The sequence below is a fragment of the Bradyrhizobium oligotrophicum S58 genome (assembly GCF_000344805.1).
Lineage (GTDB): Bacteria > Pseudomonadota > Alphaproteobacteria > Rhizobiales > Xanthobacteraceae > Bradyrhizobium > Bradyrhizobium oligotrophicum.
Map to the genome: position 1 here is coordinate 3,431,334 of NC_020453.1, position 22,142 is coordinate 3,453,475.

At 66.1% G+C, this 22,142-nt stretch carries 24 protein-coding genes; 14 read left to right on the forward strand and 10 right to left on the reverse strand.

Features of this window, described 5'->3' with window-relative positions; translation table 11 throughout:
- From S58_RS14810 to S58_RS14825, 4 genes are read left to right on the forward strand one after another with little or no spacing between them, the layout of a single operon-like run.
- Positions 1-690, forward strand: coding sequence for a Fe2+-dependent dioxygenase (locus tag S58_RS14810; RefSeq protein ID WP_015666143.1), 690 nt, complete (start codon positions 1-3; stop codon positions 688-690).
- A gap of 11 nt (positions 691-701) precedes the next feature.
- Positions 702-1,661 carry a tonB-system energizer ExbB gene (exbB, locus tag S58_RS14815; RefSeq protein WP_015666144.1) on the forward strand — a complete coding sequence of 320 codons (960 nt, stop codon included), beginning with the start codon at positions 702-704 and terminating at the stop codon, positions 1,659-1,661.
- Between the two features lie 6 nt (positions 1,662-1,667).
- Positions 1,668-2,132, forward strand: a complete 465-nt coding sequence (locus S58_RS14820; RefSeq protein ID WP_015666145.1) for a biopolymer transporter ExbD — start codon at positions 1,668-1,670, stop codon at positions 2,130-2,132.
- 14 nt (positions 2,133-2,146) lie between these two features.
- On the forward strand, positions 2,147-2,938 hold the full coding sequence (locus S58_RS14825; RefSeq protein WP_015666146.1) for an energy transducer TonB family protein: 792 nt from the start codon (positions 2,147-2,149) through the stop codon (positions 2,936-2,938).
- A gap of 24 nt (positions 2,939-2,962) precedes the next feature.
- Here S58_RS14825 and S58_RS14830 read toward each other — a convergent pair whose 3' ends face one another.
- The 3 genes from S58_RS14830 to S58_RS14840 are packed head-to-tail and all read right to left on the reverse strand — an operon-like array spanning position 2,963 to position 4,551.
- Positions 2,963-3,367 carry a hypothetical protein gene (locus S58_RS14830; RefSeq protein WP_042340755.1) on the reverse strand — a complete coding sequence of 135 codons (405 nt, stop codon included), beginning with the start codon at positions 3,365-3,367 and terminating at the stop codon, positions 2,963-2,965.
- 57 nt (positions 3,368-3,424) lie between these two features.
- On the reverse strand, positions 3,425-4,105 hold the full coding sequence (locus S58_RS14835; protein WP_015666148.1) for a site-2 protease family protein: 681 nt from the start codon (positions 4,103-4,105) through the stop codon (positions 3,425-3,427).
- A 56-nt stretch (positions 4,106-4,161) separates the two neighbouring features.
- Positions 4,162-4,551, reverse strand: a complete 390-nt coding sequence (locus tag S58_RS14840; RefSeq protein ID WP_015666149.1) for a GFA family protein — start codon at positions 4,549-4,551, stop codon at positions 4,162-4,164.
- Between the two features lie 270 nt (positions 4,552-4,821).
- Between S58_RS14840 and S58_RS14845 the strand changes: the two genes are divergently transcribed.
- Positions 4,822-5,181: a hypothetical protein gene (locus tag S58_RS14845; protein ID WP_015666150.1), complete on the forward strand. Its 360-nt coding sequence runs from the start codon at positions 4,822-4,824 to the stop codon at positions 5,179-5,181.
- Positions 5,182-5,377: 196 nt separating this feature from the next.
- Positions 5,378-5,725, forward strand: coding sequence for a hypothetical protein (locus tag S58_RS14850; protein WP_015666151.1), 348 nt, complete (start codon positions 5,378-5,380; stop codon positions 5,723-5,725).
- Positions 5,726-6,127: 402 nt separating this feature from the next.
- Here the strand turns inward: S58_RS14850 and S58_RS14855 are convergent, their stop codons facing one another.
- A complete protein-coding gene (locus S58_RS14855; RefSeq protein ID WP_015666152.1) occupies positions 6,128-7,144 on the reverse strand; it encodes a zinc-binding alcohol dehydrogenase family protein in 1,017 nt (338 codons plus the stop codon).
- A gap of 115 nt (positions 7,145-7,259) precedes the next feature.
- Between S58_RS14855 and S58_RS14860 the strand changes: the two genes are divergently transcribed.
- From S58_RS14860 to S58_RS14870, 3 genes are read left to right on the forward strand one after another with little or no spacing between them, the layout of a single operon-like run.
- Positions 7,260-7,637, forward strand: coding sequence for a winged helix-turn-helix transcriptional regulator (locus S58_RS14860; protein WP_015666153.1), 378 nt, complete (start codon positions 7,260-7,262; stop codon positions 7,635-7,637).
- Between the two features lie 57 nt (positions 7,638-7,694).
- Complete coding sequence (locus S58_RS14865) at positions 7,695-9,089, forward strand: DegQ family serine endoprotease (RefSeq protein ID WP_015666154.1); 1,395 nt, start codon at positions 7,695-7,697, stop codon at positions 9,087-9,089.
- Positions 9,086-10,423 carry a replication-associated recombination protein A gene (locus S58_RS14870; RefSeq protein WP_042339507.1) on the forward strand — a complete coding sequence of 446 codons (1,338 nt, stop codon included), beginning with the start codon at positions 9,086-9,088 and terminating at the stop codon, positions 10,421-10,423. The genes S58_RS14865 and S58_RS14870 overlap by 4 nt, the downstream gene beginning before the upstream one ends.
- A 46-nt stretch (positions 10,424-10,469) precedes the next feature.
- Here S58_RS14870 and S58_RS14875 read toward each other — a convergent pair whose 3' ends face one another.
- Both S58_RS14875 and S58_RS14880 read right to left on the reverse strand, forming a co-directional pair.
- Positions 10,470-11,993, reverse strand: a complete 1,524-nt coding sequence (locus S58_RS14875) for a GMC oxidoreductase (RefSeq protein WP_083938592.1) — start codon at positions 11,991-11,993, stop codon at positions 10,470-10,472.
- Positions 11,994-12,463: 470 nt separating this feature from the next.
- Positions 12,464-13,411, reverse strand: a complete 948-nt coding sequence (locus S58_RS14880) for an alpha/beta hydrolase (protein WP_015666157.1) — start codon at positions 13,409-13,411, stop codon at positions 12,464-12,466.
- A 102-nt stretch (positions 13,412-13,513) separates the two neighbouring features.
- On the opposite strand from S58_RS14880, the gene S58_RS14885 reads away from it, so the two are divergent.
- Positions 13,514-14,920: an RluA family pseudouridine synthase gene (locus S58_RS14885; RefSeq protein ID WP_015666158.1), complete on the forward strand. Its 1,407-nt coding sequence runs from the start codon at positions 13,514-13,516 to the stop codon at positions 14,918-14,920.
- A 202-nt stretch (positions 14,921-15,122) separates the two neighbouring features.
- Here S58_RS14885 and S58_RS14890 read toward each other — a convergent pair whose 3' ends face one another.
- Positions 15,123-15,563: a hypothetical protein gene (locus S58_RS14890; protein ID WP_015666159.1), complete on the reverse strand. Its 441-nt coding sequence runs from the start codon at positions 15,561-15,563 to the stop codon at positions 15,123-15,125.
- Between the two features lie 89 nt (positions 15,564-15,652).
- On the opposite strand from S58_RS14890, the gene S58_RS14895 reads away from it, so the two are divergent.
- From S58_RS14895 to blaOXA, 4 genes are all read left to right on the forward strand, one after another.
- Complete coding sequence (locus S58_RS14895) at positions 15,653-16,435, forward strand: ATP12 family chaperone protein (protein WP_015666160.1); 783 nt, start codon at positions 15,653-15,655, stop codon at positions 16,433-16,435.
- Between the two features lie 61 nt (positions 16,436-16,496).
- Positions 16,497-18,143 carry a flagellar hook-length control protein FliK gene (locus tag S58_RS14900; protein ID WP_015666161.1) on the forward strand — a complete coding sequence of 549 codons (1,647 nt, stop codon included), beginning with the start codon at positions 16,497-16,499 and terminating at the stop codon, positions 18,141-18,143.
- A complete protein-coding gene (locus tag S58_RS14905; protein ID WP_015666162.1) occupies positions 18,140-18,445 on the forward strand; it encodes an EscU/YscU/HrcU family type III secretion system export apparatus switch protein in 306 nt (101 codons plus the stop codon). Before S58_RS14900 ends, S58_RS14905 begins: the two co-directional genes overlap by 4 nt.
- Positions 18,446-18,530: 85 nt before the next feature.
- Positions 18,531-19,349, forward strand: a complete 819-nt coding sequence (blaOXA, locus tag S58_RS14910) for an OXA-1091 family oxacillin-hydrolyzing class D beta-lactamase (protein ID WP_015666163.1) — start codon at positions 18,531-18,533, stop codon at positions 19,347-19,349.
- Positions 19,350-19,644: 295 nt separating this feature from the next.
- Here blaOXA and S58_RS14915 read toward each other — a convergent pair whose 3' ends face one another.
- From S58_RS14915 to S58_RS14925, 3 genes are all read right to left on the reverse strand, one after another.
- Entirely contained in the window at positions 19,645-20,130 is a 486-nt protein-coding gene (locus S58_RS14915; protein ID WP_042340758.1) for a hypothetical protein, read from the reverse strand.
- 100 nt (positions 20,131-20,230) lie between these two features.
- Complete coding sequence (locus S58_RS14920) at positions 20,231-21,196, reverse strand: dienelactone hydrolase family protein (RefSeq protein WP_042340759.1); 966 nt, start codon at positions 21,194-21,196, stop codon at positions 20,231-20,233.
- Positions 21,197-21,649: 453 nt separating this feature from the next.
- On the reverse strand, positions 21,650-21,955 hold the full coding sequence (locus S58_RS14925) for a hypothetical protein (RefSeq protein ID WP_015666166.1): 306 nt from the start codon (positions 21,953-21,955) through the stop codon (positions 21,650-21,652).
- Between the last annotated feature and the right edge of the window lie 187 nt (positions 21,956-22,142).

Sequence of the window (22,142 nt, forward strand, 5' to 3'; positions counted from 1 at the left end):
ATGCTGATCTGCATCCCGGACGTTCTGTCGAAAGACGAGGTGGCCGAGTTCCGCCGCATCATGGATGCGGCGGACTGGGAAGACGGCCGCTCGACGGCCGGGGCGCAGTCGGCCATGGTCAAGCACAACGAGCAGCTGCCGCCGGACGGCGAGGCGGCGCGGGTGCTGGGACGGCGCATCATCACGGCGCTGACGAACAATCCGCGCTTCCTCTCGGCGGCGATTCCGCTGCAGATCTTTCCGCCGCTGTTCAATCGCTACACCGCCTCGCGCGGCGATCATTTCGGCATCCATGTCGACAACGCCGTGCGCGGCGATCCGCTGACGGGCCTGCGCATCCGCACCGATCTGTCGATGACGCTGTTCCTGGCCGAGCCGGACAGCTATGACGGTGGCGAACTCGTGATTGAGGACACCTACGGTTCGCACGAAGTCAAGTTGCCTGCCGGGCACGCGGTGCTGTATCCGTCATCGAGCCTTCACATGGTGACCCCGGTGACGCGCGGTGCCCGGGTCGCCTCTTTTTTCTGGATGCAGAGCATGGTACGCGATGCCCATGTCCGGAGCATGATCTTCGATCTGGACACGGCGATCCAAAGCTTGACGCAACGCGTCGGGAGGGACGATCCCGATACTGTCAAGCTGACCGGCATCTATCACAATCTGATCCGGCAATGGGCCGAGGTTTAGTGGGCCGAGATATGATGACATCGTTCCTTGTTAGGTTTGCAATCGTCCTGTCATGTCTGGCTGTTTCGGCCGTGGCGCCTGCGGGCGCCCAGCAGGTGACGCAGCCGGCCGCGGCAGCTTCCACGGATGTGTCCGTCCAGGCGCCGGCCGCCGGACAGGCGGCAGCCGCGCCGACCGCAACAACGGCCGCGCCGAATGCAACCGCCGCACCGAGTGCGGAGAGCGGCGCGCGCAGTGGCAAGGCGGTTGCCACTGGACTCGACGAGCTGTCACCCCTCGGCATGTTCCTCAAGGCCGACATGGTCGTGAAGGCGGTGATGATCGCGCTGGCGCTGGCGTCGGTTGCGAGCTGGACGATATTGATTGCCAAGAGCATCGAGTTCTCCGTGCTGCGCAGCAGGCTCGTCGGCGCCTTGCGCAAGCTCAGCAGTGCAAAGTCGCTCGCCGAAGCCCAGCTTGCGCTCGGGCAGGGGAAGCGCGAAGGCAAGCAGGACGGCAAGAACGTCGCGGCCGTCCTGCTTCAGGCGGCGATATCGGAGGCGCGGCTGTCGGCCGGGCTCAGCAGTGACGAGGGCATCAAGGAGCGTGCGGGGTCGAGCTTTACCGAGATCGTCCGCGCCGAGGCGCGCCGGGTTCGCGTCGGCATGGGCCTGCTCGCCACCGTCGGTGCGATCTCGCCCTTCGTCGGCCTGTTCGGCACCGTCTGGGGCATCATGAACAGCTTCATCGGCATTTCCAGATCGCAGACCACCAACCTCGCGGTGGTCGCGCCGGGCATCGCGGAGGCGCTGCTGGCGACCGCGATCGGGCTCGCCGCCGCAATCCCCGCGGTCATCATCTACAATCACTTCTCGCGCGTCACGAAGGGCTATCTCGAGCTGGTCAACCGTGCCTCCGGCGCGACGGGGCGGCTGCTGTCGCGCGATCTCGATCGCGGCCAGATCGGCATTCACGCGCGCGCGGCGGAGTAGCAGGCAATGGCCGTCTCGCTCTCCGAAGGCGATCTCGACGACGATTTCGACGAGACCCACGACATCAACGTGACGCCGTTCATCGACGTCATCCTGGTGCTGCTGATCATCTTCATGGTGGCGGCGCCGCTGTCGACCGTGGACCTGCCGATCGACCTGCCGTCCTCGACGGCGACGCCGCAGAAAAAGCCGGACAAGCCGACCTACGTGTCGATCAAGCCGGACCTCACGCTTGCGATCAATGAAAATTCCGTGAAGCGGGTCGATCTGGTGTCGGAGCTGAACAAGGCCATGGCCGATCACGCCACGGATGACCGCACGGTCTTCCTGCGCGGCGATCGCTCGGCGCCCTATGGCGAGGTCATGGACGTGTTGGAGCTGCTGCGGAGCGCGGGCTACAAGTTCAAGCTGGTGGCGCTGGAACGTGTTGCCGGCGCGACCGGCGATGCGGCTCCGGCGCCGCAGCCCTGACCGGCCGGTGTGAGATGAGCGAGCTCGACACCGCACACGGCACCTCGCGCGGCGCCTGGCTGATCGCGGCGCTGGTCGCGATCGTGCTCCATATCGGCGGCGTGGCCGTGGCGTTGACCACGGCGCATGGCGACGATGATGTGGGCGGGCTCGGCACCGCCGCCGATGTCATCGACGTCGAGATCGCAGCGCCGAAGGTCGAGGAGAACGATCTGCCCACCGGCGTCAATTCCACGGCAGAAACGGCATCGGCCGCGACCCCTGAGCAGAAGGCCGAGACCGAGCAGACCGATCTGCAGAAGGGCGTTCCGACCACCACGGAAGAGGCCGACCAGCGGGTCTCGCCCACCGAGGTCAAGAAGCCGACCGAAGAGGAGAAGGTCGCCGCCGTCGAGACCAGCGCCTCCGAAGCGCGGGATTCGTCGGTGGACAGCTCGCAGAAGACGCTCGATTTCAAGGTTCCCGAAGCCGAGCGCGTCAAGGCGCCCGATCCCACCGGGACGGGCAAGGACAGGGATCCGCAAACCACGAACTGGCAGCGCAAGCTCAGCCTGATCGTGAAGAAGAATCAGAAATACCCGGCCGGCAAGACCCAGGGCGGAAGCGTCCGGGTGTCGTTCAAGCTCAACCGCCGCGGCAATGTGCTGTCGGTGGATGTGACGCAATCATCCGGAGATCCGGATTACGACCGCGAAGCCGTGGCCATGGTCCGGCGCTCGGATCCGTTCCCGAAGCCGCCGGCAAAGGCTGCGGACGACGAGATTCCCCTGACCATCGTGGTGAATTTCCCACCGGGCAAAGCCTGACGGCATGCGCCGGCGCTGCTGTCTTTACTGCCAGTACAGCCGGATCCCGACATAGGCGACACAGAGCGCGGCGAAGATCAGCGCCACCGGGAGCTTGCGCGCGGTTGCGGCCCCGGACGGCGCAGCCTTGGGCTTCGGCGGCAGCTTGCGGAATGCGGTGACGTTGTCGGTCACGGGCTCGGCGGTGGCCGGCTTCACCTCGGGAGGCGCGCCGCCGCCGCCCATCTCGGCATAATAGGCCTTGTACATCTCGCGGATGGTGGCCTCGGTCGCCTCGTGCTCCGACAGGTCGGTGAGCCGGGTCTTGTAGCTCGCCAGAAACTCCTGCGCCGCCGGCGGCAGGCCGGACGCGCCGTTCAGCTTGGCGATCATCTTCCATGTCGCGAAATCTGCACGGGCCCGCGTATCGGCGCGGCGTGCAATCATCATGTCAGCGGCTTTGACCAAGAGTGCCTCGAGCTCGTTTACCGTCCCTGATGCGGAGACTTATGTGTTACCCGTCAATAACAGAAGCAGTTGCTTGAGAGAATCGGTCGTGGCGCGGAGCAGCCCTGACACAAAATCAAGATTGAGACCGAACTGGGAACCCGCAAGCGGCAGAACGATCAAAAATCCGATCAGGATCAGCATGCCCCAGGGCTCGAGCCGGGCCAGCGGCCGCGCCAGGATCGCGGGCAGCAGGCCCACTGCCACCCGGCCGCCGTCGAGCGGCGGTATCGGGAGCATGTTGAACACCGCGAGCAGGATGTTGAACGAAAAGGCATTGATCAGGTTGCTGGCAACCCATCGGGCGCCGTCCGCCGGCACCAGCGGCATGAGGTGAAATGCCAGCCCGGCCGCCAAGGCGAGCGCGATGTTGGTCGCCGGACCCGCCAGCGCCACCATGACCATGCCGGCGCGGAGCGGCTTCAGGTTGCGGAAATCGACCGGAACCGGCTTGGCGTAGCCGAACAGGAACGGCGAGCCGGAGAACAGCAGCATCCCGGGCAGCAGGATCGTGCCGAACGGATCGATGTGCTTGAGCGGATTGAAGCTGACGCGACCGAGTTGCAACGCGGTGTCGTCGCCGAACCGCCAGGCGACATAGGCATGGGCCGCTTCGTGGAAGGTGATGGCGACGATGATCGGCAGGATCCAGATCGAAATGCCGTAGAGCGAGATGTTCAAGGATGCGGTTCCGGACGACGTATACCGACCTAGATAGGCACGGCGGTTCCCGGATGCTACGCGGGATTTTCCGGAAATTGCGGCAGGCCGTCATTAAGGTTGACCCAGCCGATCTTGGCCGACACCCAGATGTGCTCGGTCGGCGCGAACGCGTTGGGGTCGTCGAAGCAGGCCAGCGCCACGCCGACCACCGGGCGGGTGTTGCGCCAGGAGAACAGCCGGGTGCCGCAGCGTGGGCAGAACATCCTGTCGAGCGCGTCGGAGGAGGGGAAGCGCGCGGCCTCGCCCTGAATCGTCAGCGCATCATGGGAAAACAGCGCACGGGCGAAGTAGGGCGATCCCATCGCCTTCTGGCAATTGCGGCAGTGGCAGACACGGACATTGATCGGCTCGCCCGCACATTGGAAGCGCACCGCGCCGCAGAAACATCCGCCGTGATGGATCATGATGTCGCTCCGTGCAGGCTGGGCACGCGATGCCGCGCATCGCTGCGAACACTGTAGCCGACTCGCAAACGCCGGTGAACGTACGAACGTCCGACCACCTGGAGGGCGTTGCTGGGCAGCGCATGAGTTGGCAGCAGTTGCTGCGGTCAGAGCAGCGCTGCGGCCCCCCCCCCCCGCGACAGCGCTAAAGGCGACCACGACGAGCGGGGGCGCGCGCCAGGCCACCAGCAGCACGAAGCCGACCAGCGCGATCGCAAAATCCTTCGCGCCATGGACGGTGGCGGTCCAGACCGGGTCGTACAGCGCTGCGCCGAGCACGCCGACGACGGCGGCACGATCCTGCGCCTCGCCCCGTCCGGGCGCAGCAACGCCGACGACCGCCGGCAGCTCGTCACATCGATGCAGGCCTCATCACGATGTACCGGCCACACGCCGCGTGAGGACACTGAACTGTTTCCGAAGATCAAGGACGTCGTCTCCTCGCACGAATACGACGCGATGGCCGAGGATTTCGAGAAGAAGGAGCACGAACTGTTCGGCGCTGACGGCTTCGAAAAGATGACCGCCCGCGTCGCCGCGCTCGAGCAGCAGATGGGCATATTCGACCTGAATCAGTTCACGCCGCGCTGATGCGCTCGGGAAGCTCGAGGTGATCGACCGACGGGATCGCGGTTGCGGAATTGAAATCCCGCGCTATCGTTGATCTGAGACGAGACGCGGAGCTGACTTGTTTCCAGATCCTTCCAGCAGATGGCGACCATACCCCTCGATCATCGATGGCATCGAGCGGCCGCCATCTGCGTTCGTCCAAGGACTCTGGCGGGGCGTGCTCCACCTCATCGTCGTGGCGTCGCCGCCTGGTCATCGTGCGTACCGCATCGGGATCTCCTGCGAGATCTTTGCCGGGTTCGAAGAGATGATCTACTCGGTCTCAGGTCAGGGATATGGGACGGGGATGTATGACGGGGGCGTCTATATCAAGGAGGCGGAGAGCTCGGCATTGCTGAACGCCTATGCGACGCTTGATCCGGTCGGCCGGAGACCGCGTCATTTCTTGTTCGTCGGCAGCGACTATTGTTACGAGGTTCTTGGCTTTTCGGAGCCGATCATTGAGGCTTTCCGTGACGCGAGAGAGGCTTACGATTGGAGACCGCAACAAGAGGGCCTTCGATAGACGGGCGAAGTGACGAAGGCGGCGCCTCAACAGGTTAGGGCATGCCGGGGACGGTGCCACGGCGCCATAATGATGTTGCATGTGCAATGACGGCGGACGCGTCTTTGCCCACCGCTGCCGTCATTGTGAGTAGCGCAGGAGTCCTCGCGCTGCCCTGGATTGCTTTCGCCGTCGCCCTTCGGGCTATGGACGACATGTCACTTCGCTCGTAATGACGAAAGATAGAAGAGCGTCGCGTTGTTAGCTGCGCAGGGGAGGGTGGGCAAAGCGGCCGCCGCAAGGCGGCAGCATGCCCACTATCGAGCGGCGATCGAGTCAGTCGGGTGGTGGCACGGCGCCACGGGGATCTCAAATTTCGAAAGACCGCGGATGCGCCTTTGCCCACCCTCCGATGATCATTAGTCAGCTCCACCCCTCCAGCACGATCTTGCCGCGCGAGGTGTTGCTCTCGATCAAGGCGTGGGCACGCTTGAGGTTCTTGGCGTTGATGGTGCCGTAGTTGTCGCCGAGGGTGGTGCGGATCACGCCGTTGTCGATCAGGTCGGCGACGTCGTTGAGCAGGTTGTGCTGGGCGATCATGTCCGGCGTCGTGAACATTGAGCGGGTGAACATCGATTCCCAATGGATCGAGATCGCCTTGCCCTTGAAGGCGGCAAGCGAGAACTCGGCGGGATCGTCGATCAGGCCGAACTTGCCCTGCGGCGTCATGAACTCGGCGATCGCCTTGTAGTGCTGGTCGGTATGGGTGAGGCTCGCGATGAGCGCGACCGGCGGCAGCTTCAGCGCGTCGATCTGCTCCTTCATCGGCTTGCCGTGATCAATCACGGCATGGGCGCCGAGCTTCAGGCACCAGTCGCGCGACTCCGGCCGCGTGGCGGTGGCGAGCACGGTCAGCTCGGTGAGGCGGCGCGCCAGCTGGACCAGGATCGAGCCGACGCCGCCGGCGGCGCCCGTGATCAGCAAGGTGCGGTCATCGAGGCTCTTGCCGGGGATGACGCCGAGCCGGTCGAACAGCAGCTCCCAGGCGGTGATCGAGGTCAGGGGCAGGGCGGTGGCTTCGGCGAACGACAGGCTCTTCGGCTTGCGGCCGACGATGCGCTCGTCGACCAGATGGAACTCGGCGTTGGTGCCCTGGCGCAGGATCGAGCCGGCGTAGAACACCTCGTCACCGGCCTTGAACAGCGTCACGTCGGGGCCAACGGCCTCCACCACGCCCGCGGCGTCGTAGCCGAGAATCTTGGTCTCGCCGGCCGGCGGTGCGGCGCGCTTGCGCACCTTGGTGTCGACCGGATTGACCGAGACCGCCTTCACCGCGACGCGGATGTCGCGCCCTGTCGGCTCGGGTTTGGCGGTCTCGAAATCGAACAGCGCGCGCTCCTCGGTGATAACAAGCGACTGCTGGTAACCGACGGCCTTCATGACAACCTCCTGGCTGGCCTCTGATGGGGCCTACTTGTCCTGCTGGCGTCATTTCAGCAAGTACTGTAAAAATGGGGAACTAGTCCCCGTTTGGATACTATTGGGCAAAACAGCGATGAAGCGGAAGAATTTCACCCGCCGGCCGGGCTGCGCGGTCGAAGCCACGCTCGACTTGATCGACGGGAAGTGGAAGGGCGTCATCCTGTATCACCTGCAGGGCGGCAGCCAGCGCTTCGGCGAGCTCAGGCGGCTGATGCCCGGCATCACCCAGCGCATGCTGACCAAGCAGCTGCGCGCGCTGGAGGAGGACGGGCTGGTCATCCGCAAGGTCTATGCCGAGGTGCCGCCGCGGGTGGACTACAGCCTGTCCGAGGTCGGCGAGAGCCTGCGGCCGGTGATCGAAGTCCTGAGGAATTGGGGCGAGCGGCACCAGGACCGGCTGTCCTGCGCCCCAATTGCCGACACCATCGAAACGCCGCATCCGTCGGCCTGAGCTTGGCCGCATCGGCCGTTCCGCCTATATCCAGGGCGTCTTATTCGAGGATTCTTCATGACGTCGATTCGTACCCTCGCGGTATTGCTGCTGTCCCTGCTGGTCGTGTCTCCCGTCGCGGCGCAGGAGCGGCGCGTGCCGCAGTCTCCGGCCGAGCTGCGGCTGTCCTATGCCCCGATCGTGCAGCGCGTGCAGCCGGCGGTCGTCAACGTCTATGCCGCCAAGGTGGTGCAGAACCGCAATCCCTTCCTCGATGATCCGGTGTTCCGCCGCTTCTTCGGCCTGCAGGGCGGCCCGCAGGAGCAGATGCAGCGCTCGCTCGGCTCGGGCGTCATGATCGACCCGTCCGGCCTCGTGGTCACCAACGTCCACGTCATCGAGGGCGCCGACGAGGTGAAGGTGTCCTTGTCGGACAAGCGCGAGTTCGAGGCCGAGATCGTCCTGAAGGACAGCCGCACCGATCTCGCGGTGCTGAAGCTGAAGGGCACCAAGGAGCAGTTCCCGACGCTCGACCTTGCCAATTCCGATGATCTCCTGGTCGGCGACGTCGTGCTGGCGATCGGCAATCCCTTCGGCGTCGGCCAGACCGTGACCCACGGCATCGTCTCGGCGCTGGCGCGCACCCAGGTCGGCATCACCGATTATCAGTTCTTCATCCAGACCGACGCCGCCATCAACCCCGGCAATTCCGGCGGCGCGCTGGTCGACATGACCGGCCGGCTCGCCGGCATCAACACCGCGATCTATTCGAAGTCCGGCGGCTCGCAGGGCATCGGCTTCGCCATTCCCGCCAACATGGTGCGCGTGGTCGTGGCCTCCGCCAAGAGCGGTGGCAAGGCGGTCAAGCGTCCATGGCTCGGCGCGCGGCTGCAGGCGGTGACGCCTGAGATTGCCGAGAGCCTCGGCCTGCGCTCGCCGACCGGTGCGCTGGTCGCCTCCGTCGTGGCCAACAGCCCGGCGGCGAAGGCCGGCATCAAATCCTCGGACCTGATCGTCTCGATCGACGGCCAGACCGTCGATGATCCCAATGCGTTCGACTACCGCTTCGCCACCCGTCCGCTCGGCGGCACCGCGCAGATCGAACTGCAGCGTGGCGGCAAGCCGGTGAAGGTCGCGGTCGCGCTGGAAACGGCGCCGGACACCGGACGCAACGAGATGGTGATCAACGGCCGCTCGCCATTCCAGGGCGCCAAGGTCGCCAACATCTCACCGGCGGTCGCCGACGAGCTGCATCTCGATGCCGAGACCGAAGGCGTGGTCGTGCTCGAGCCGGGCGACGGCACCACGGCCGCCAATGTCGGCTTCCAGAAGGGCGACGTGATCATGGCCGTCAACAATCAGAAGATCGCCAAGACCGCTGATCTCGACAAGGCCGCGCGGGAGACCGCCCGCGTCTGGCGCATCACTGTGTTGCGTGGCGGCCAGCAGATCAACGTCACGCTCGGCGGATGAGTCCGAAGCGTCCCCAGCAGGGAGGGCCAAGCCTCTTCGCTGCGGCGGGGATGGAGCAGGATGCGCCGCGGCCATTGCCGGAGCGGCTGCGCCCGCACAAACTGTCCGACGTCGTCGGACAGGATCACATCCTCGGTCCCGACGGCGCGCTGACGCGCATGCTGGAGACGCGCACGCTGGGCTCGCTGATCTTCTGGGGCCCGCCCGGTACCGGCAAGACCACCGTAGCGCGGCTGCTGGCTGATGCCACCGAGCTGCATTTCGAGCAGATCTCGGCGGTGTTCTCCGGCGTTGCCGATCTGAAGAAGGTGTTCGACGCGGCGCGCGCCCGGCGCGAGACCGGACAGGGCACCTTGCTGTTCGTCGACGAGGTGCACCGCTTCAATCGCGCCCAGCAGGATTCATTCCTGCCGGTGATGGAGGACGGAACTGTCGTGCTGGTCGGTGCGACAACGGAGAACCCGTCGTTCGAGCTCAACGCCGCGCTTCTGTCGCGGGCGCGCGTGCTGGTGTTCCATTCGCTCGATGCCGCCGCGATCGAGAAACTCTACAGCAACGCCGAAGCGGTTGAGGGCCACAAGCTGCCGCTCGACGACGAGGCGCGCGCCGTGCTGATCCGCATGGCCGATGGCGACGGCCGCGCCGCGCTGACGCTCGCCGAGGAAGTTTGGCGCTCGGCGCGCAAGGACGAGATCTTCAACGCCGTGCAGCTGCAGGACATCCTGCAGCGCCGCGCGCCGATCTACGACAAGTCGGCCGACGGTCACTACAACCTGATCTCGGCCATGCACAAATCGGTGCGCGGCTCCGATCCCGACGCCGCGCTGTACTACTTCGCCCGCATGCTCGACGCCGGCGAGGACCCGCTGTTCCTGGCGCGGCGCATCGTGCGTATGGCGGTCGAGGACATCGGCCTCGCCGACCCGCAGGCGCTGGTCATCGCCAACGCCGCCAAGGACGCCTACGACTTTCTCGGCTCTCCCGAAGGCGAGCTCGCGATCGCGCAGGCCGTGATCTACGTCGCCACCGCGCCGAAATCGAACGCCGCCTACAAGGCCTTCGGCGCCGCCAAGCGCGTCGCAAAGGAGGGCGGCTCACTGCTGCCGCCCAAGCACATCCTGAACGCGCCGACCAAGCTGATGCAGGGCGAAGGCTACGGCGCCGGCTATCAATACGACCACGACACACCGGACGCCTTCTCCGGGCAGGACTACTTCCCCGAAGCTTTGGGACGCCAGCACTTCTACGATCCCCCCGAGCGCGGCTTCGAGCGCGAGATCAGGAAGCGGCTGGATTATTGGGCGAAGCTGCGCCGTGAGCGTGGCGGTGGTTAGCCGCCACGCAAGGCGCCGGCCGGAAGCCTCTGGAAGATGGCAGAGGCTAGCTACCCAAGGCGTGGTTCAAGTGCTCGGCCAAGCGGATCGAGAGCGTGATGATGGTGAAGGTCGGATTGGAAATCCCGGCCGCCGCGAACACCGAGGATCCCGCGATATAGAGATTGTCGAGCGAATGAACCTTGAGATTTGCATCGACCACCCCTTGGGTCGGGTCGGCCGACATCCGCGTGGTCCCGATGTGATGCCCATTGTCGACCAATTGGCTTTTGACCGATTGCCATGACGCGAAGGCAACATCGCCCTTGCGCTGGTTGACGGCGGTCTTGAACAGCTGCGTCGACTGGTTGTAGGTCGCCTCGTCGCGGGGGCTGAGCTCCCATGTGATGTGGGTCTGGCGCTGGCCGAACACCGGGTCGAGCGTGTCGGCGAGGCGCACCCGGCTATCTGGATTGGGCGCCATCTCGAAATAATAGCCGCCGCCACCAGACCAGAACCAGCAGCTGCCGATGGCGTGATTGCGCTGCTGTTCGGCGCTGGGAGAAAATCTGCCGGTGACCTTGACGCCGTTGGAATCCGTCCACGGCCTGCCGTTCGCCATCTGGCCGCCCATCAGCCGCGATTCCGCGTTGGTGAGATAGGGTTTGGTGATGGTGACGACCTGGCCGGTCGCGAGCGGGTGACACATGAAGTAGCGGCCGACCTGATCGTGCTCGTTGCCGGCATTCGAGAGCAGCAGCTGGCGGGCGTTGGCCACCGCGCCGCAGGCGAGCACGTAGACGTCGGCCTTGACGGTGAACTCCGTGGCCTTCTGCGGCGGCGTTGCATCGTCCATGCTGGCCACCCGCAGCCCGGATACCACGCCATTGCCGTGATCGATGTCGAGCAGGCTGGCGTTCAGGATCACGTCGACCGGACTCTGGCCGATGGTCTGCCCATCAAACGTCCGGGTGGCAAAATTCAGATAGTTGCCGCCGATGAACTGATACATCTCGGTATCGAAGCCGGCGAGATGCGGGGCTTCAGCCCGCAATGTCGCGGCCCAGGAGTCGGCGCTGAAATCATCGCCATGGAGTTTGCACAGCGCTGCCGCCTGGGCATAATAGGGATCGAGGTCGGCCCGCTTGATCGGCCAGCCCGGAAAGCCCGGCCGCTTCTCGAAGGTGATCGGGTCGAGCGGCCGGGACTGGCCGCCCCAATGGGTTGAGGTGCCGCCGAAGATCCGCTCGCGTTCCCAGGCGGGGCTGGTGTGGTTGACATAGGGCAGAATCAGAAAATCCGGTTCGTTGGTCGCGAACAGGCCGTCGGCCAGGCCGTTGTAGAGCAGAACCTTGTCCGGCCAGCTGGCGTCTCGATTGTTGTTGTAGTCGCGGCTGCCCTCGATCAACGTGACTTTCCTCCCCGCCTTTTGCAGGCAATAGGCCGCGGTGATGCCCGCGGGGCCGGATCCGATAATGCAAACCTCGGTGGAGACGACGCTTCCGTTGGGAATATCTTTGCCGTTTCTAATCATGGGAGTGCCTATCAATGCTGGTGGTTGAAAAATCGCTTGCGGCAGAACGTTGCGCATGAGGCATTCATCGCCGGCAAGCGATGGCCAGCGGCGGACGACATCCAGGAATGCGGGCGTACTGCAGCTAACGGCTAGGGATCGAAATGACTTCCTGCCTCGAAATGCCTCGGGCGAAATGCCTCGAGCCAACTACTTCAAATGCGACGCTTCAAGAAACCAGAGGCGATAATACCACTGGTTGATGAGATCATATGATATCACGCAGAGCGTGTCGAATTTTTTCCTCCTGATTCGCGCTCAAATGGAGTTGATCGGACCTTCGATCCCGCCTGCTGGTCGTCAGGGGTCGAGGCCCGTGGACGGTGAACGGCAGTGATGCTGCAGCCGCAGTTCGTGATGCGCTGGATTTTCGCCGCCGAGCGACTGGCGGACGAGGCGCAGATCACGACCGGCTGCATCGGCGTGTTCAGGCCATCGCCCCGACGGCAGCAAAGCGCTGCGCATCCTCCGCGTCTGGGCGGATATGGCTATTTGCGGCTGACCACAAATTCGAGAATCTCCCGCGTCAGCCGGTCGTCGTCGGTGTTGATCGAATACGCCTCCGACATGTGACTGTGCTGCGGCAGCATCACCGCGCGGGCGCAGCCCGCAGGACGCTTGCAGGCGGCCTGCTTCAGCAGATCGAACTGCTCGACGAAGCGCGGCGGGTCGAGTTCGGCGGAGGCGATCATCAGCGGCAGGGTCGAGGCCTGCAGGCCCGACAGCGACGAGCGCTCCTTGAAGCGCGAGGGATCGGTGCCGAAATAGGCCATCTCCTGATCGCCGAGCGGCGTCGCCGTGAGGTCGTAGACCCCTGAGGCCATGATCGCACCCGCCAGCCCGCCGCCGCCGACCTTGTGGAATTCGGGATGGGCGACGTAAGTCGCGACGTGCACGGCGCCGGCCGAATGGCCCATCAGATAGATGCGGGCGGGATCGCCGCCGTTCTCGGCGGCGTGAGCGGCCACCCATTGCACGGCGCTGGCGACGTCCTCGACGCCGGCGGGCCAGGGGAATTTCGGCGCCAGGCGGTAGGTGATGTTGACGCCGACGAAGCCGCTTTTCACCGCCCATAGCATGACGTTGTCGTAGAACGGGCTGTCGGGCGTGGTGCGCTTGTTGCCGCCGATGAAGGCGCCGCCATGCACGAAGATCAGCACGGGGCGCGGCGCGGCGGCTGCCTCGGGCGTGAAGACATCGAGCAGATTGCGTTCGGCCGTGCCGTACCTGACATCGCGCTGGATCGTGACGCCTGCGTAGGGTTCCTTGGCCTGCAGCGGCGCGTAGATCGCGGCGGTCTTGGGCGGGTCGATCGTCCGGCCGATCTCGATCAGTTTCCAGGCGATGTCGTCGGGCATTGGGCTCTGCTGAGCCTGCGCGGCGGTCGCCGCCAGCGTGGTTGCCACGATCGCCAGGGCCAGTCGTGTCAGCGCCATTGGATTGAGCTCCGATCAGTACCGATTCTGCACAACACTCGCCGGCCGCCTTTATCGCGAATTCGCCGTGACTGGCAGTGGCTTTTGGGATACGCAGCACGCATGAGCCGCCGCATCAAGCGAACCCAGACCAGATCCGACCGCCCGACCGAACGCCGCAAGGGCGATCGGCCGAAAGCCGAGGCTGTCCGCAGCACAGGCGCGCCGGCCAAGCGTGAGACTGCGAAGCGTGATCCAGCGACGCGCCCTGATGGCGATCGTCCGCGGCGCGACCGCTTTGCTGGGGAGCGCGAGGCGGCCCCGCGCGGCGAGTTCGGGCGGGGCAAAGCCGAGCGCAGCCGCAGCTCTCGGCCCGAGCGCGACGATCGCCGCGACAGCTTCGAGCCGCGCGAGCGGCCGCCGGCCAAGCGCGCTGCTGCCGGCAAGCCCGCGCGTTTTGGCTCGGAGCGTGCCGAGCGCAAGCCGCCGGTTGCCGCGCCGCCGCCGAAGAAGCCGGAGCCGGAAACGCCGCTGCTGCCGACCAAGGTGCAGACCGTCGTCGTCAGCGCGGACGAGAACAACATGCGCGTCGACCGCTTCCTCGAGGCGCGCTTTCCCGGCCTGTCGTTCTCCCACATCCAGCGCATCGTCCGCAAAGGCGAGCTGCGGGTCAACGGCAAGCGCGCCGACTCCAAGGACCGCCTGGAAGAAGGCCAGACCGTCCGTATTCCGCCGCTCAAGCTCGACGCCCCGAAGGTCTCGGGCGTGCTGTCGGAGGCCGAGCAGAAGACCCTCGACAGCCTGAAGGCGATGACGCTGTACGAGGACGACGACGTGCTCGTTCTTAACAAGCCGGTCGGACTCGCAGTGCAGGGCGGCTCTGGCATGACGCGCCACATCGACCAGATGCTGGAGGTGATGCGCGACGCCAAGGGACAGAAGCCGCGGCTCGTGCACCGTATCGATCGCGAGACCTCGGGCTGTTTGTTGATCGCCAAGACCCGCTTCGCGGCGACGCATCTGACCGGCGCGTTCCGCAGCCGCTCGGCGCGCAAGATCTACTGGGCGCTGGTGGCCGGCGTGCCGAAGCCGAAGCAGGGCCGGATCTCGACCTATCTCGCCAAGGAGGAGAGCGAGGACGACACCATCATGCGCGTCGCCGCGCATGGCGACGAGGGCGCCAGCCACGCCGTGACCTACTATGCCGTGGTCGAGGCCTCCGCCAGCAAGCTAGCCTGGGTGTCGCTGAAGCCGGTGACCGGCCGTACTCATCAGCTCCGCGCCCACATGGCCCATATCGGCCATCCCATCGTCGGCGATCCCAAATATTTCAACATCGAGAACTGGGCGCTGCCGGGCGGCCTGCAGAACCGGCTGCATCTGCTGGCCCGCCGCATCGTCATCCCGCATCCGCGCGGCGGCTTCATCGATGCCACCGCGCCGCTGCCGCCGCACATGCTGCAGTCGTGGAACCTGCTCGGCCTCGAGCACGACCGCTTCGACCCGATCGAGAACGCGCCGGAGGAGTGAGCCGGCCTGCCTCCCGCTCGCGTTGCTACTGATGGCCGACGCTTTCACCGCGTCATTGCGAGCGCAGTGAAGCAATCCAGAGTCCTCGCGCTGCCCTGGATTGCTTCGCTGCGCTCGCAATGACGGCAGGAAGTGTCGGACTTCATTTGAGCAGCACGTGAGAACCCGGATGTCGCTTCGCTCATCCGGGCTACGCAGCGGCTCAATTCCGGAACTGCTCCAAAAACTGCCGCAGCGAATCGTGCGGGGTCTCGACGTCGAGGATGACCCAGCCGTCGGGCCCCTTCACGACGATGAAGTTCATGGTGACGCGACGGCCCTGATTGTCGAAGGCGGCGGCGACATAGGTCTTGTCGAACTGCCTGCGCAGAATCGAGATCGCGACCGGGCCGAGCTTCCAGCGCGGGCTCTGCACCAGGAAGTCGTAGGGTTCGCGCCGCGGTGCGCTCCAGGCTCGCGCGAGGCTCGGATCGAAGAACTGTCGCGCGATCTCCGGCGTCCGCGGCAGCCCGGCGGAGAGTTCCGGCGCGCCCCGGCCGTAATGCGCATAGACGTTGCGGACCAGCGATTCCGGCGTGCCGAAGCCGGCCAGGGCGCCCGAGACGCTGCCGAGCAGGACGAGGACGGAAAGCAGGGGACGCATCGGCAGCTCGCATTTCGGGCGGACAGGGTCTATCTACCGCGAAAACAACGGATCCCGTGTGATCATCCCGCGAGAGGGCTGGAATTCCGATGCGCGAACTCTTTGACGAAGTGGCCGGCCGGTCGCCGCTCGATCCGCAGGAATCGGCGCGCCAGGCGATGCGGAAGCCGCTGCGCAAGCGCTTCTACAAGGACGCAGGCATCGCCGCCGCCGAGGGCGGCTTCAACGTGACCCTCGACGGCCGCCCGATCCGCACCCCGTCGGGGCGCGTTGTGGTCATTCCCGCCAGGGAGCTCGCCGAGGCGGCCGCCGCCGAGTGGCAGGCCCAGGGCGACAGCATCGATCCCGCCACGATGCCGCTGACGCGGTTCGCCAACAGCGTCGTGCAGTCGGTGGTCGATCGCACCGACGACGTCCGCGAGGACATCGCCAAATACCTGCAATCGGACCTGCTGTTCTACCGCGCCGGCCATCCCGAGGGTCTGGTCTCGCGTGAAGCCGAGCATTGGGACCCGGTGCTGGACTGGGCGCGCGACGCTCTCGGCGCGCATTTCATCCTGTCCGAGGGCATCCTGCATGTGACCCAGCCGGAAGCCGCGGTGCAGGCGGCGCGCAGCGCGCTGCCGACCGGCCCGTGGACGGTGGCGGCGGCGCATGTCGTCACCACCTTGACCGGCTCGGCGCTGCTGGCGCTGGCGCTGCTGCATGGGGTGCGCGACGCCGACCGGGTCTGGGCGGCCGCCCATGTCGATGAGGACTGGAACGCCGCGCAATGGGGGGCCGACGAGGAGGCGATGAGCCGGCGCGCCGCCAAGCAGATCGACTACCAGGCCGCCGTCCGCATCCTCCGGGCGGTCGACGCCGCCAGCTGAGGCCGGTTAACGCCGGGTTTAGGGCCACCCGCTAGGCTCTGCGCGTAACCCGAGTACGCGCATGGTCCAGAGTGTCACCCCGTCGCCTTCCGTGAGCGCTCCCCGCGCCGTCGGCGGCTCGTCGGCCGGACCCACGACGCAGGCTGCGACCACGCTGCAGGTCGGTGCGCTGGTCAGCGCCAGGGTGCAGCAGGTGCTCGCCGAGAATCTGGTCCAGGTCGCGATCGGAAACCTGTCGATGGAGCTCGCCAGCGAGCTGCCGCTGCAGGCGGGCCAGACCGTGCAGGTCGCGGTGTCGCAGACCCCGCAGGGGCTGCAGCTCGCCATCGTCGGCCAGGGTGGCGGCGCTGCGGCTGGCACCAGTGGCACCCCGACGCCTGCCGCCACCGTCGTCGACGTCACCGGCCGGCTGGCACCGACCTTGGCCCCGCCGCCTGATCCCCTGACCGGGCTGGAGCGCCTCGCGCTGTCGATCGCCAGCGAGGAGGCCGCGACCCGCCAGGGCAGCCAGGGCCAATTGTTCGCCGATCTCCAGGCCGTCGCCGACTCCCCGAATCTGCCGCCCGCGTTGCGCGCGGCCGTGGCCCAGGTGCTGGCGCAGCAGACCCAGCTGTCGCCGACGTTGACCGCCGAGGATGTTCAGAGCGCAGTGCAGAACTCCGGCCTGTTCCTGGAGTCGTCGCTCGCAAATGGCAGTGCCGGCGCCGGTGTGCCGGACCTGAAGGCGGCGTTGATCGTGCTGCGCCAGACGTTGACCGCGGTGCTGCAGAGCGTCGATCCCGGCATGACGGCATCGACCGTGCCCGCCGCCGGCACCTCCTACGCCACCGTGCTGTCCGAGGCGGGCCGCGCTGTCGCCGCGCAACAGAACGCCGCGCCCTCGCTGGTGCCGGACATCGAGATCGAGCTGCCGCCACAGCCCTGGGCGACCGGGATGGGGCGGCCCGACCTCGCATCGAGCGGTGTGACCGGCTCGGTCCTGATGGAGACACTGGCCGGAGCAAAGGCGCAGTCTTTGACCCCCGGCACGGTGCTGGCCGTGCTGCAGGAAGCCCAGCAGCAGATTCCTCGCGCCGCCGGGCTCGTTCCCGGACGCAACGCCAATGGCCGCGGCGACGCGGTCGTCCGCACCAACACGCCGCCGCCACCATTCCGCGGGGCTGCGCCGATGCCGCAATCGGTGGCGACGCCGACGCTCGGTCCGGATACGCCGTTGCCGGCGATCGCTCACCGGCTGCTGGATGAGACCGACCAGGCGCTGTCGCGCCAGACCTTGCTGCAGGTCGCTTCGCTGCCGGATCGCCCGGATGCCTCGACCGCGCGGACCGATCCGGCGCTGCCGCGCTGGAACTTCGAGATTCCCTTCGCCACCCCGCAGGGCACCGCGATGGCGCAGTTCGAGATCTCGCGCGATGGCGGCACGCAGTCGCCGGACGCCGCCAAGCGGATCTGGCGGGCGCGCTTTTCGCTCGACGTCGAGCCGGCCGGTCCCGTGCATGCGATGATCTCTTTCAGCGCCGAGCGCACCTCGGTGCGGATGTGGGCCGAGCGTCCGGTCACCGCAGCTCGGCTGCGCGCCGGGCTCTCCGAGCTGAGCCAGGCGCTCAGCCGCGCCGAGCTGTCGCCGGGCGATCTCGTGGTCCAGGACGGCGCACCGCCCGCGGTGATGCCGCCCAAGGCCGGCCATTTCCTGGATCGCGCGCTATGAGCATCGACGTGAAGGCCACCGCGAAGCCTCAGGCCAAGGTCCAGCCCAAGACGCAGCTCGCCGTCGCGCTGCATTACGACAAGGGCCAGGGCGCGCCGCGCGTCGTCGCCAAGGGCAAGGGCACGATCGGCGCCAAGATCATCGAGGTGGCGAAGGCGCACGACATCCCGATCGAGGAGAACGAGGTGCTGGCCGGCGCGCTCTCCAATGTCGAGATCGGCGACGAGATCCCGGAGGAGCTTTACAAGGCGGTCGCCGAGGTCCTGGTGTTCGTGCTCAATCTGTCGCGGCCGGCGCGGTAGCGCGCAGCCTTTGTGATCTCCGTCCCGCTTCGATCGCGGTCGCCCTGTGATAGGGAGGGGCGGATTTTCGACGGAGAGACCTGCGATGCCCCCGATCAGCCGCCGCCATGCGCTTGCCCTGATGGCCGGCGCCAGCCTGGTGCCCGCACGCGTAGCAGCGCATGTCGCCCCGCCACGCAACGAGGTCCGTGGCGATCTCGTCAAGCGCTTCACCGACGAGGGCACCAACGGCACGTTCCTCGCCTACAAGGTCGAGGAGTATCTGATCATCGCGAGCGACACCGAGCGCTCCGGCGAGGGCCGGCTGCCGGCCTCGACCTTCAAGATCGCGAACTCGCTGATCGCGCTGGAGACCGGCGTCGTCCAGGATCCCGACAAGGACGTCTTCAAGTGGGACGGCGTCACGAGGTCGATCGAGGCCTGGAACAAGGATCACACCTTGCGCAGTGCGATCGCAGTGTCGGCCGTGCCGGTCTATCAGGAGATCGCGCGCCGCATCGGGCCTGAGCGCATGCAGAGATATCTCGAGGAGCTCGATTACGGCAATCACGACATCGGCGGCGGCATCGACCAGTTCTGGCTCACCGGCGCGCTTCGCATCGATCCGGTGGAGCAGGTCGATTTCATCGACCGTCTCAGGCGCGGCGCGCTGCCGGTGTCGAAGCGCAGCCAGGATCTGACGCGCGACATCATTCCGGTGACCAAGGTCGGCGACGCCGTCATTCATGCGAAATCGGGATTGCTCGGCAAGGAGCAGGGCTCGCTCGGCTGGATGGTCGGCTGGGTCGACAAAGCAGATCAGCCGACCGTGTTCGCGCTCAACATGGATTGCCCGGAGCCGCGTCACGTGGAGGACCGCATGACGCTGACACAAGCGTGCTTGAAAGACATCGGCGCGTTATAAATCGAGCTGCGGTTGTGTCGTTGCCCGGATGAGCGGAGCGATATCCGGGTTCGCGCACCCTGTGCATGAGGCCCCGGATGTCGCTTCGCTCATCCGGGCTACGATGGCGCGGCACGCCGGGCCGGCTCGGCCCACATGATCACGCCAACATCGGTGGACGTGAGCTCCTAGACTTCCGCAAACACCAACACTCTATCGGCATTGCGAGGAGCGAAGCGACGAAGCAATCCAGAGTCCCGATCTGGTCCTGGATTGCTTCGCTTTGCTCGCAATGACGCAGAAAAACCTTGCTGACTTACCTTCGCGACAGCTCCAGATTCACCCCCGTGATCTCGGTGCCCGCGGGGCGGATCGACACCGTCTGGCGGCGTCCCTGCGTGGTCAGCGACAGCCCGGCCGAGAACGTCTGGCCGCGCGCCTGCGCCTCGATGCGGTTGCCGACGGCGCGGCCTTCGATGGTGCCGGACGCGTTGTGGCTGGCCTCGCTCCATTGCCCGGAAATCTCGCCGCCGCGATAGGCGACGTCGCTGGACAGATCGATGTTGTAGCTGTCGCTGGCGCAACGGATGTTGAGCCGCAGCTGCTCGCCGGCGCCGCCGACGTCGTAAGCCGCGCGGCAGCGCAGCCGCTCCTGGTTGCCGTCGGAGGTGCTCAGCACGCCGCCACCGGTCCAGGAGCCCTCCAGCCCCCGGAACGGCGAGGCCGGCGCGGCATGGGCGGCGCCGGCCAGAGCGAGGGCGGTCAGCAAAGTCGGGATCGCAAGGCGAGAGGCGCGCATCATCGGGCTCCATTTCATCGTCGAAATTCGTGCGACAACGCAGGAACACCCGATGCGTTCGATCTGTCACCTCAAAAATTGATCCAAAGCGTTCTGTTTCTGCTCACGACAACTTGAGCAGCGTGCGCAGGAAATCCGTTACAGCCTGGCGCGCAGCTTCGGCCGTCGCCGGATTGCCGCCGACATGCGGGTCGAGCTCGACGCACGCATCCTGATAGGTGAAGGGCTGCTGCGTATCGGCATTCACCAGCACACCGCCGTCAGCTTCCTTGATGCGGCAGTTGCGCACGGTCTGCGCCTTGGTCGCCACCGCAACCATGTTGGCGCCCAGCAGGCCGAGATCGAAGCCGTGCGGCGAGTCCGGATATTCGGTCAGCTCGACATCGCGTCCCACAGCCTTCAGCCGCTCGACGAAGCCCTTGCAGGTCCGCACCGGATTGTAGTCGTCCGGACCGCCGTGGAAGATCCGGATCGGACGCGCGACGACATCGGTGTCGCCGACATAGGTCGTGGCGCAGTCCGGATAGAACGGGATGTAGGCGGCGAACTGCAACCCGGAATGATTCCAGCGCTTGTGGAAGCGCTCGAGGCTCGCATACAGCGCCGCCTGTCCGCCGCGCGAAAACCCCATCAGCACGATGCGGTCGGGGTCGACCCGCGGGTGCTTCGCCAGCACGTCGAGCGAATGGTAGATGTCCAGGATCAGATTGAGCCGGCCGAGCTGCGCCTGGTTGGTGCTGGTCGCGGTGATGCCGCGCCCGGTGAAGCCGTCGATCACGAAGGTCGAGATGCCCATCGCGTTGAACGTCCGCGTCCACGCCGCGATGTTGGCGCCGACGCCGCCCGAGCCGTGCATCAGCACCACCACCGGCAGCCTGCCGCTGCCCTGTGCGACGCGCAGCTCGCCGGCGACTGTGACCGGCTTGCCATTGTCGTCACCTGACAGGAATTGCCGATCGGACAAAGTGAGCGAGGGGATCGGATACATCTCGACCCGGGCCGGCACGTCCTTCGGGATGCCCTGCGCTTGGGCGGTGCTGCCGAGGCCGGCGCCGAATGCAGCAAGCATCGCCAGCGCTGCAATCACGCGGCGTCGCGTCCGGCCGACGGCCAACGCTTGATCGTCGTGGCGAGAACTGGCGCACGCGGCAAACGCCATCGGCGCGGCAACAACGCGTCGCTCCATGACCGTCCTCCTGGCTCGCCGCTTGTGGCGCGGCGTTGCGGCCGAGTAGAACGAGCGACGACGACGCTGTCAAACGGGCTCGGGAGCGACGCTGGCGAACAGCGGTGGACAAGGTGGAGCATGGTGCGCCGCAGAAGTGAAGGGCGCGCCACCTCGTCGAGAACCTGCACACCGATCGCGCCACCTTCACGAGGGTCCTGCGGTCAGCCTGATTTTAGGCCCGAGGTGGTCGCGGTCCCGCTCAGCTGTGCTCTGCTTCAGCGAGCAGCCGAAGGCCCGTTTGAAGGCGTGGGCCGAAGGCGCTCTGAGGGAGGTACCCAAACTCGGGGGCACCGGTCAGCCGCGATCGTGTTCCTGAACGCCGTCGTGAACGTTATAGACGATGTTGCCCTGGCGCCAGGCGAACGGGCCGTTCGGGTTGCGGCAGGCAATGCCGGATTCGGGAATCAGTTTGTCGCACAGCATGACGATGATGTCTTCCAGCGGGGCGCTGGTGTCGTTGTCTTCCGTCATCCGGTCGATCGAGATCTCGCCGCCTTCGACACCGTCCTCGATGTGAGTGATGAAGATCTCTTCATGGCCGTGGATGCCGTGCGCCGTCACCCGAAACACTTCCCCCTTGTACTCGAATTCTCGAACCATCGCGTCCGCCCATGATGAGTTTGTTGATTGTTGCTTCAAGCGGCAGGGAAACTAGGAGCGCGCCGCGCGAGGGTCAAGAAAAGGTGGTGTGGGGAATCCGACAAAATGCAGGGACCGTGAGGCCCTGTTTGCAAGCGCCGCATCAGCGAGCCTGACTGATGGGCCACGGAGCGGCCGCCCCATCGCG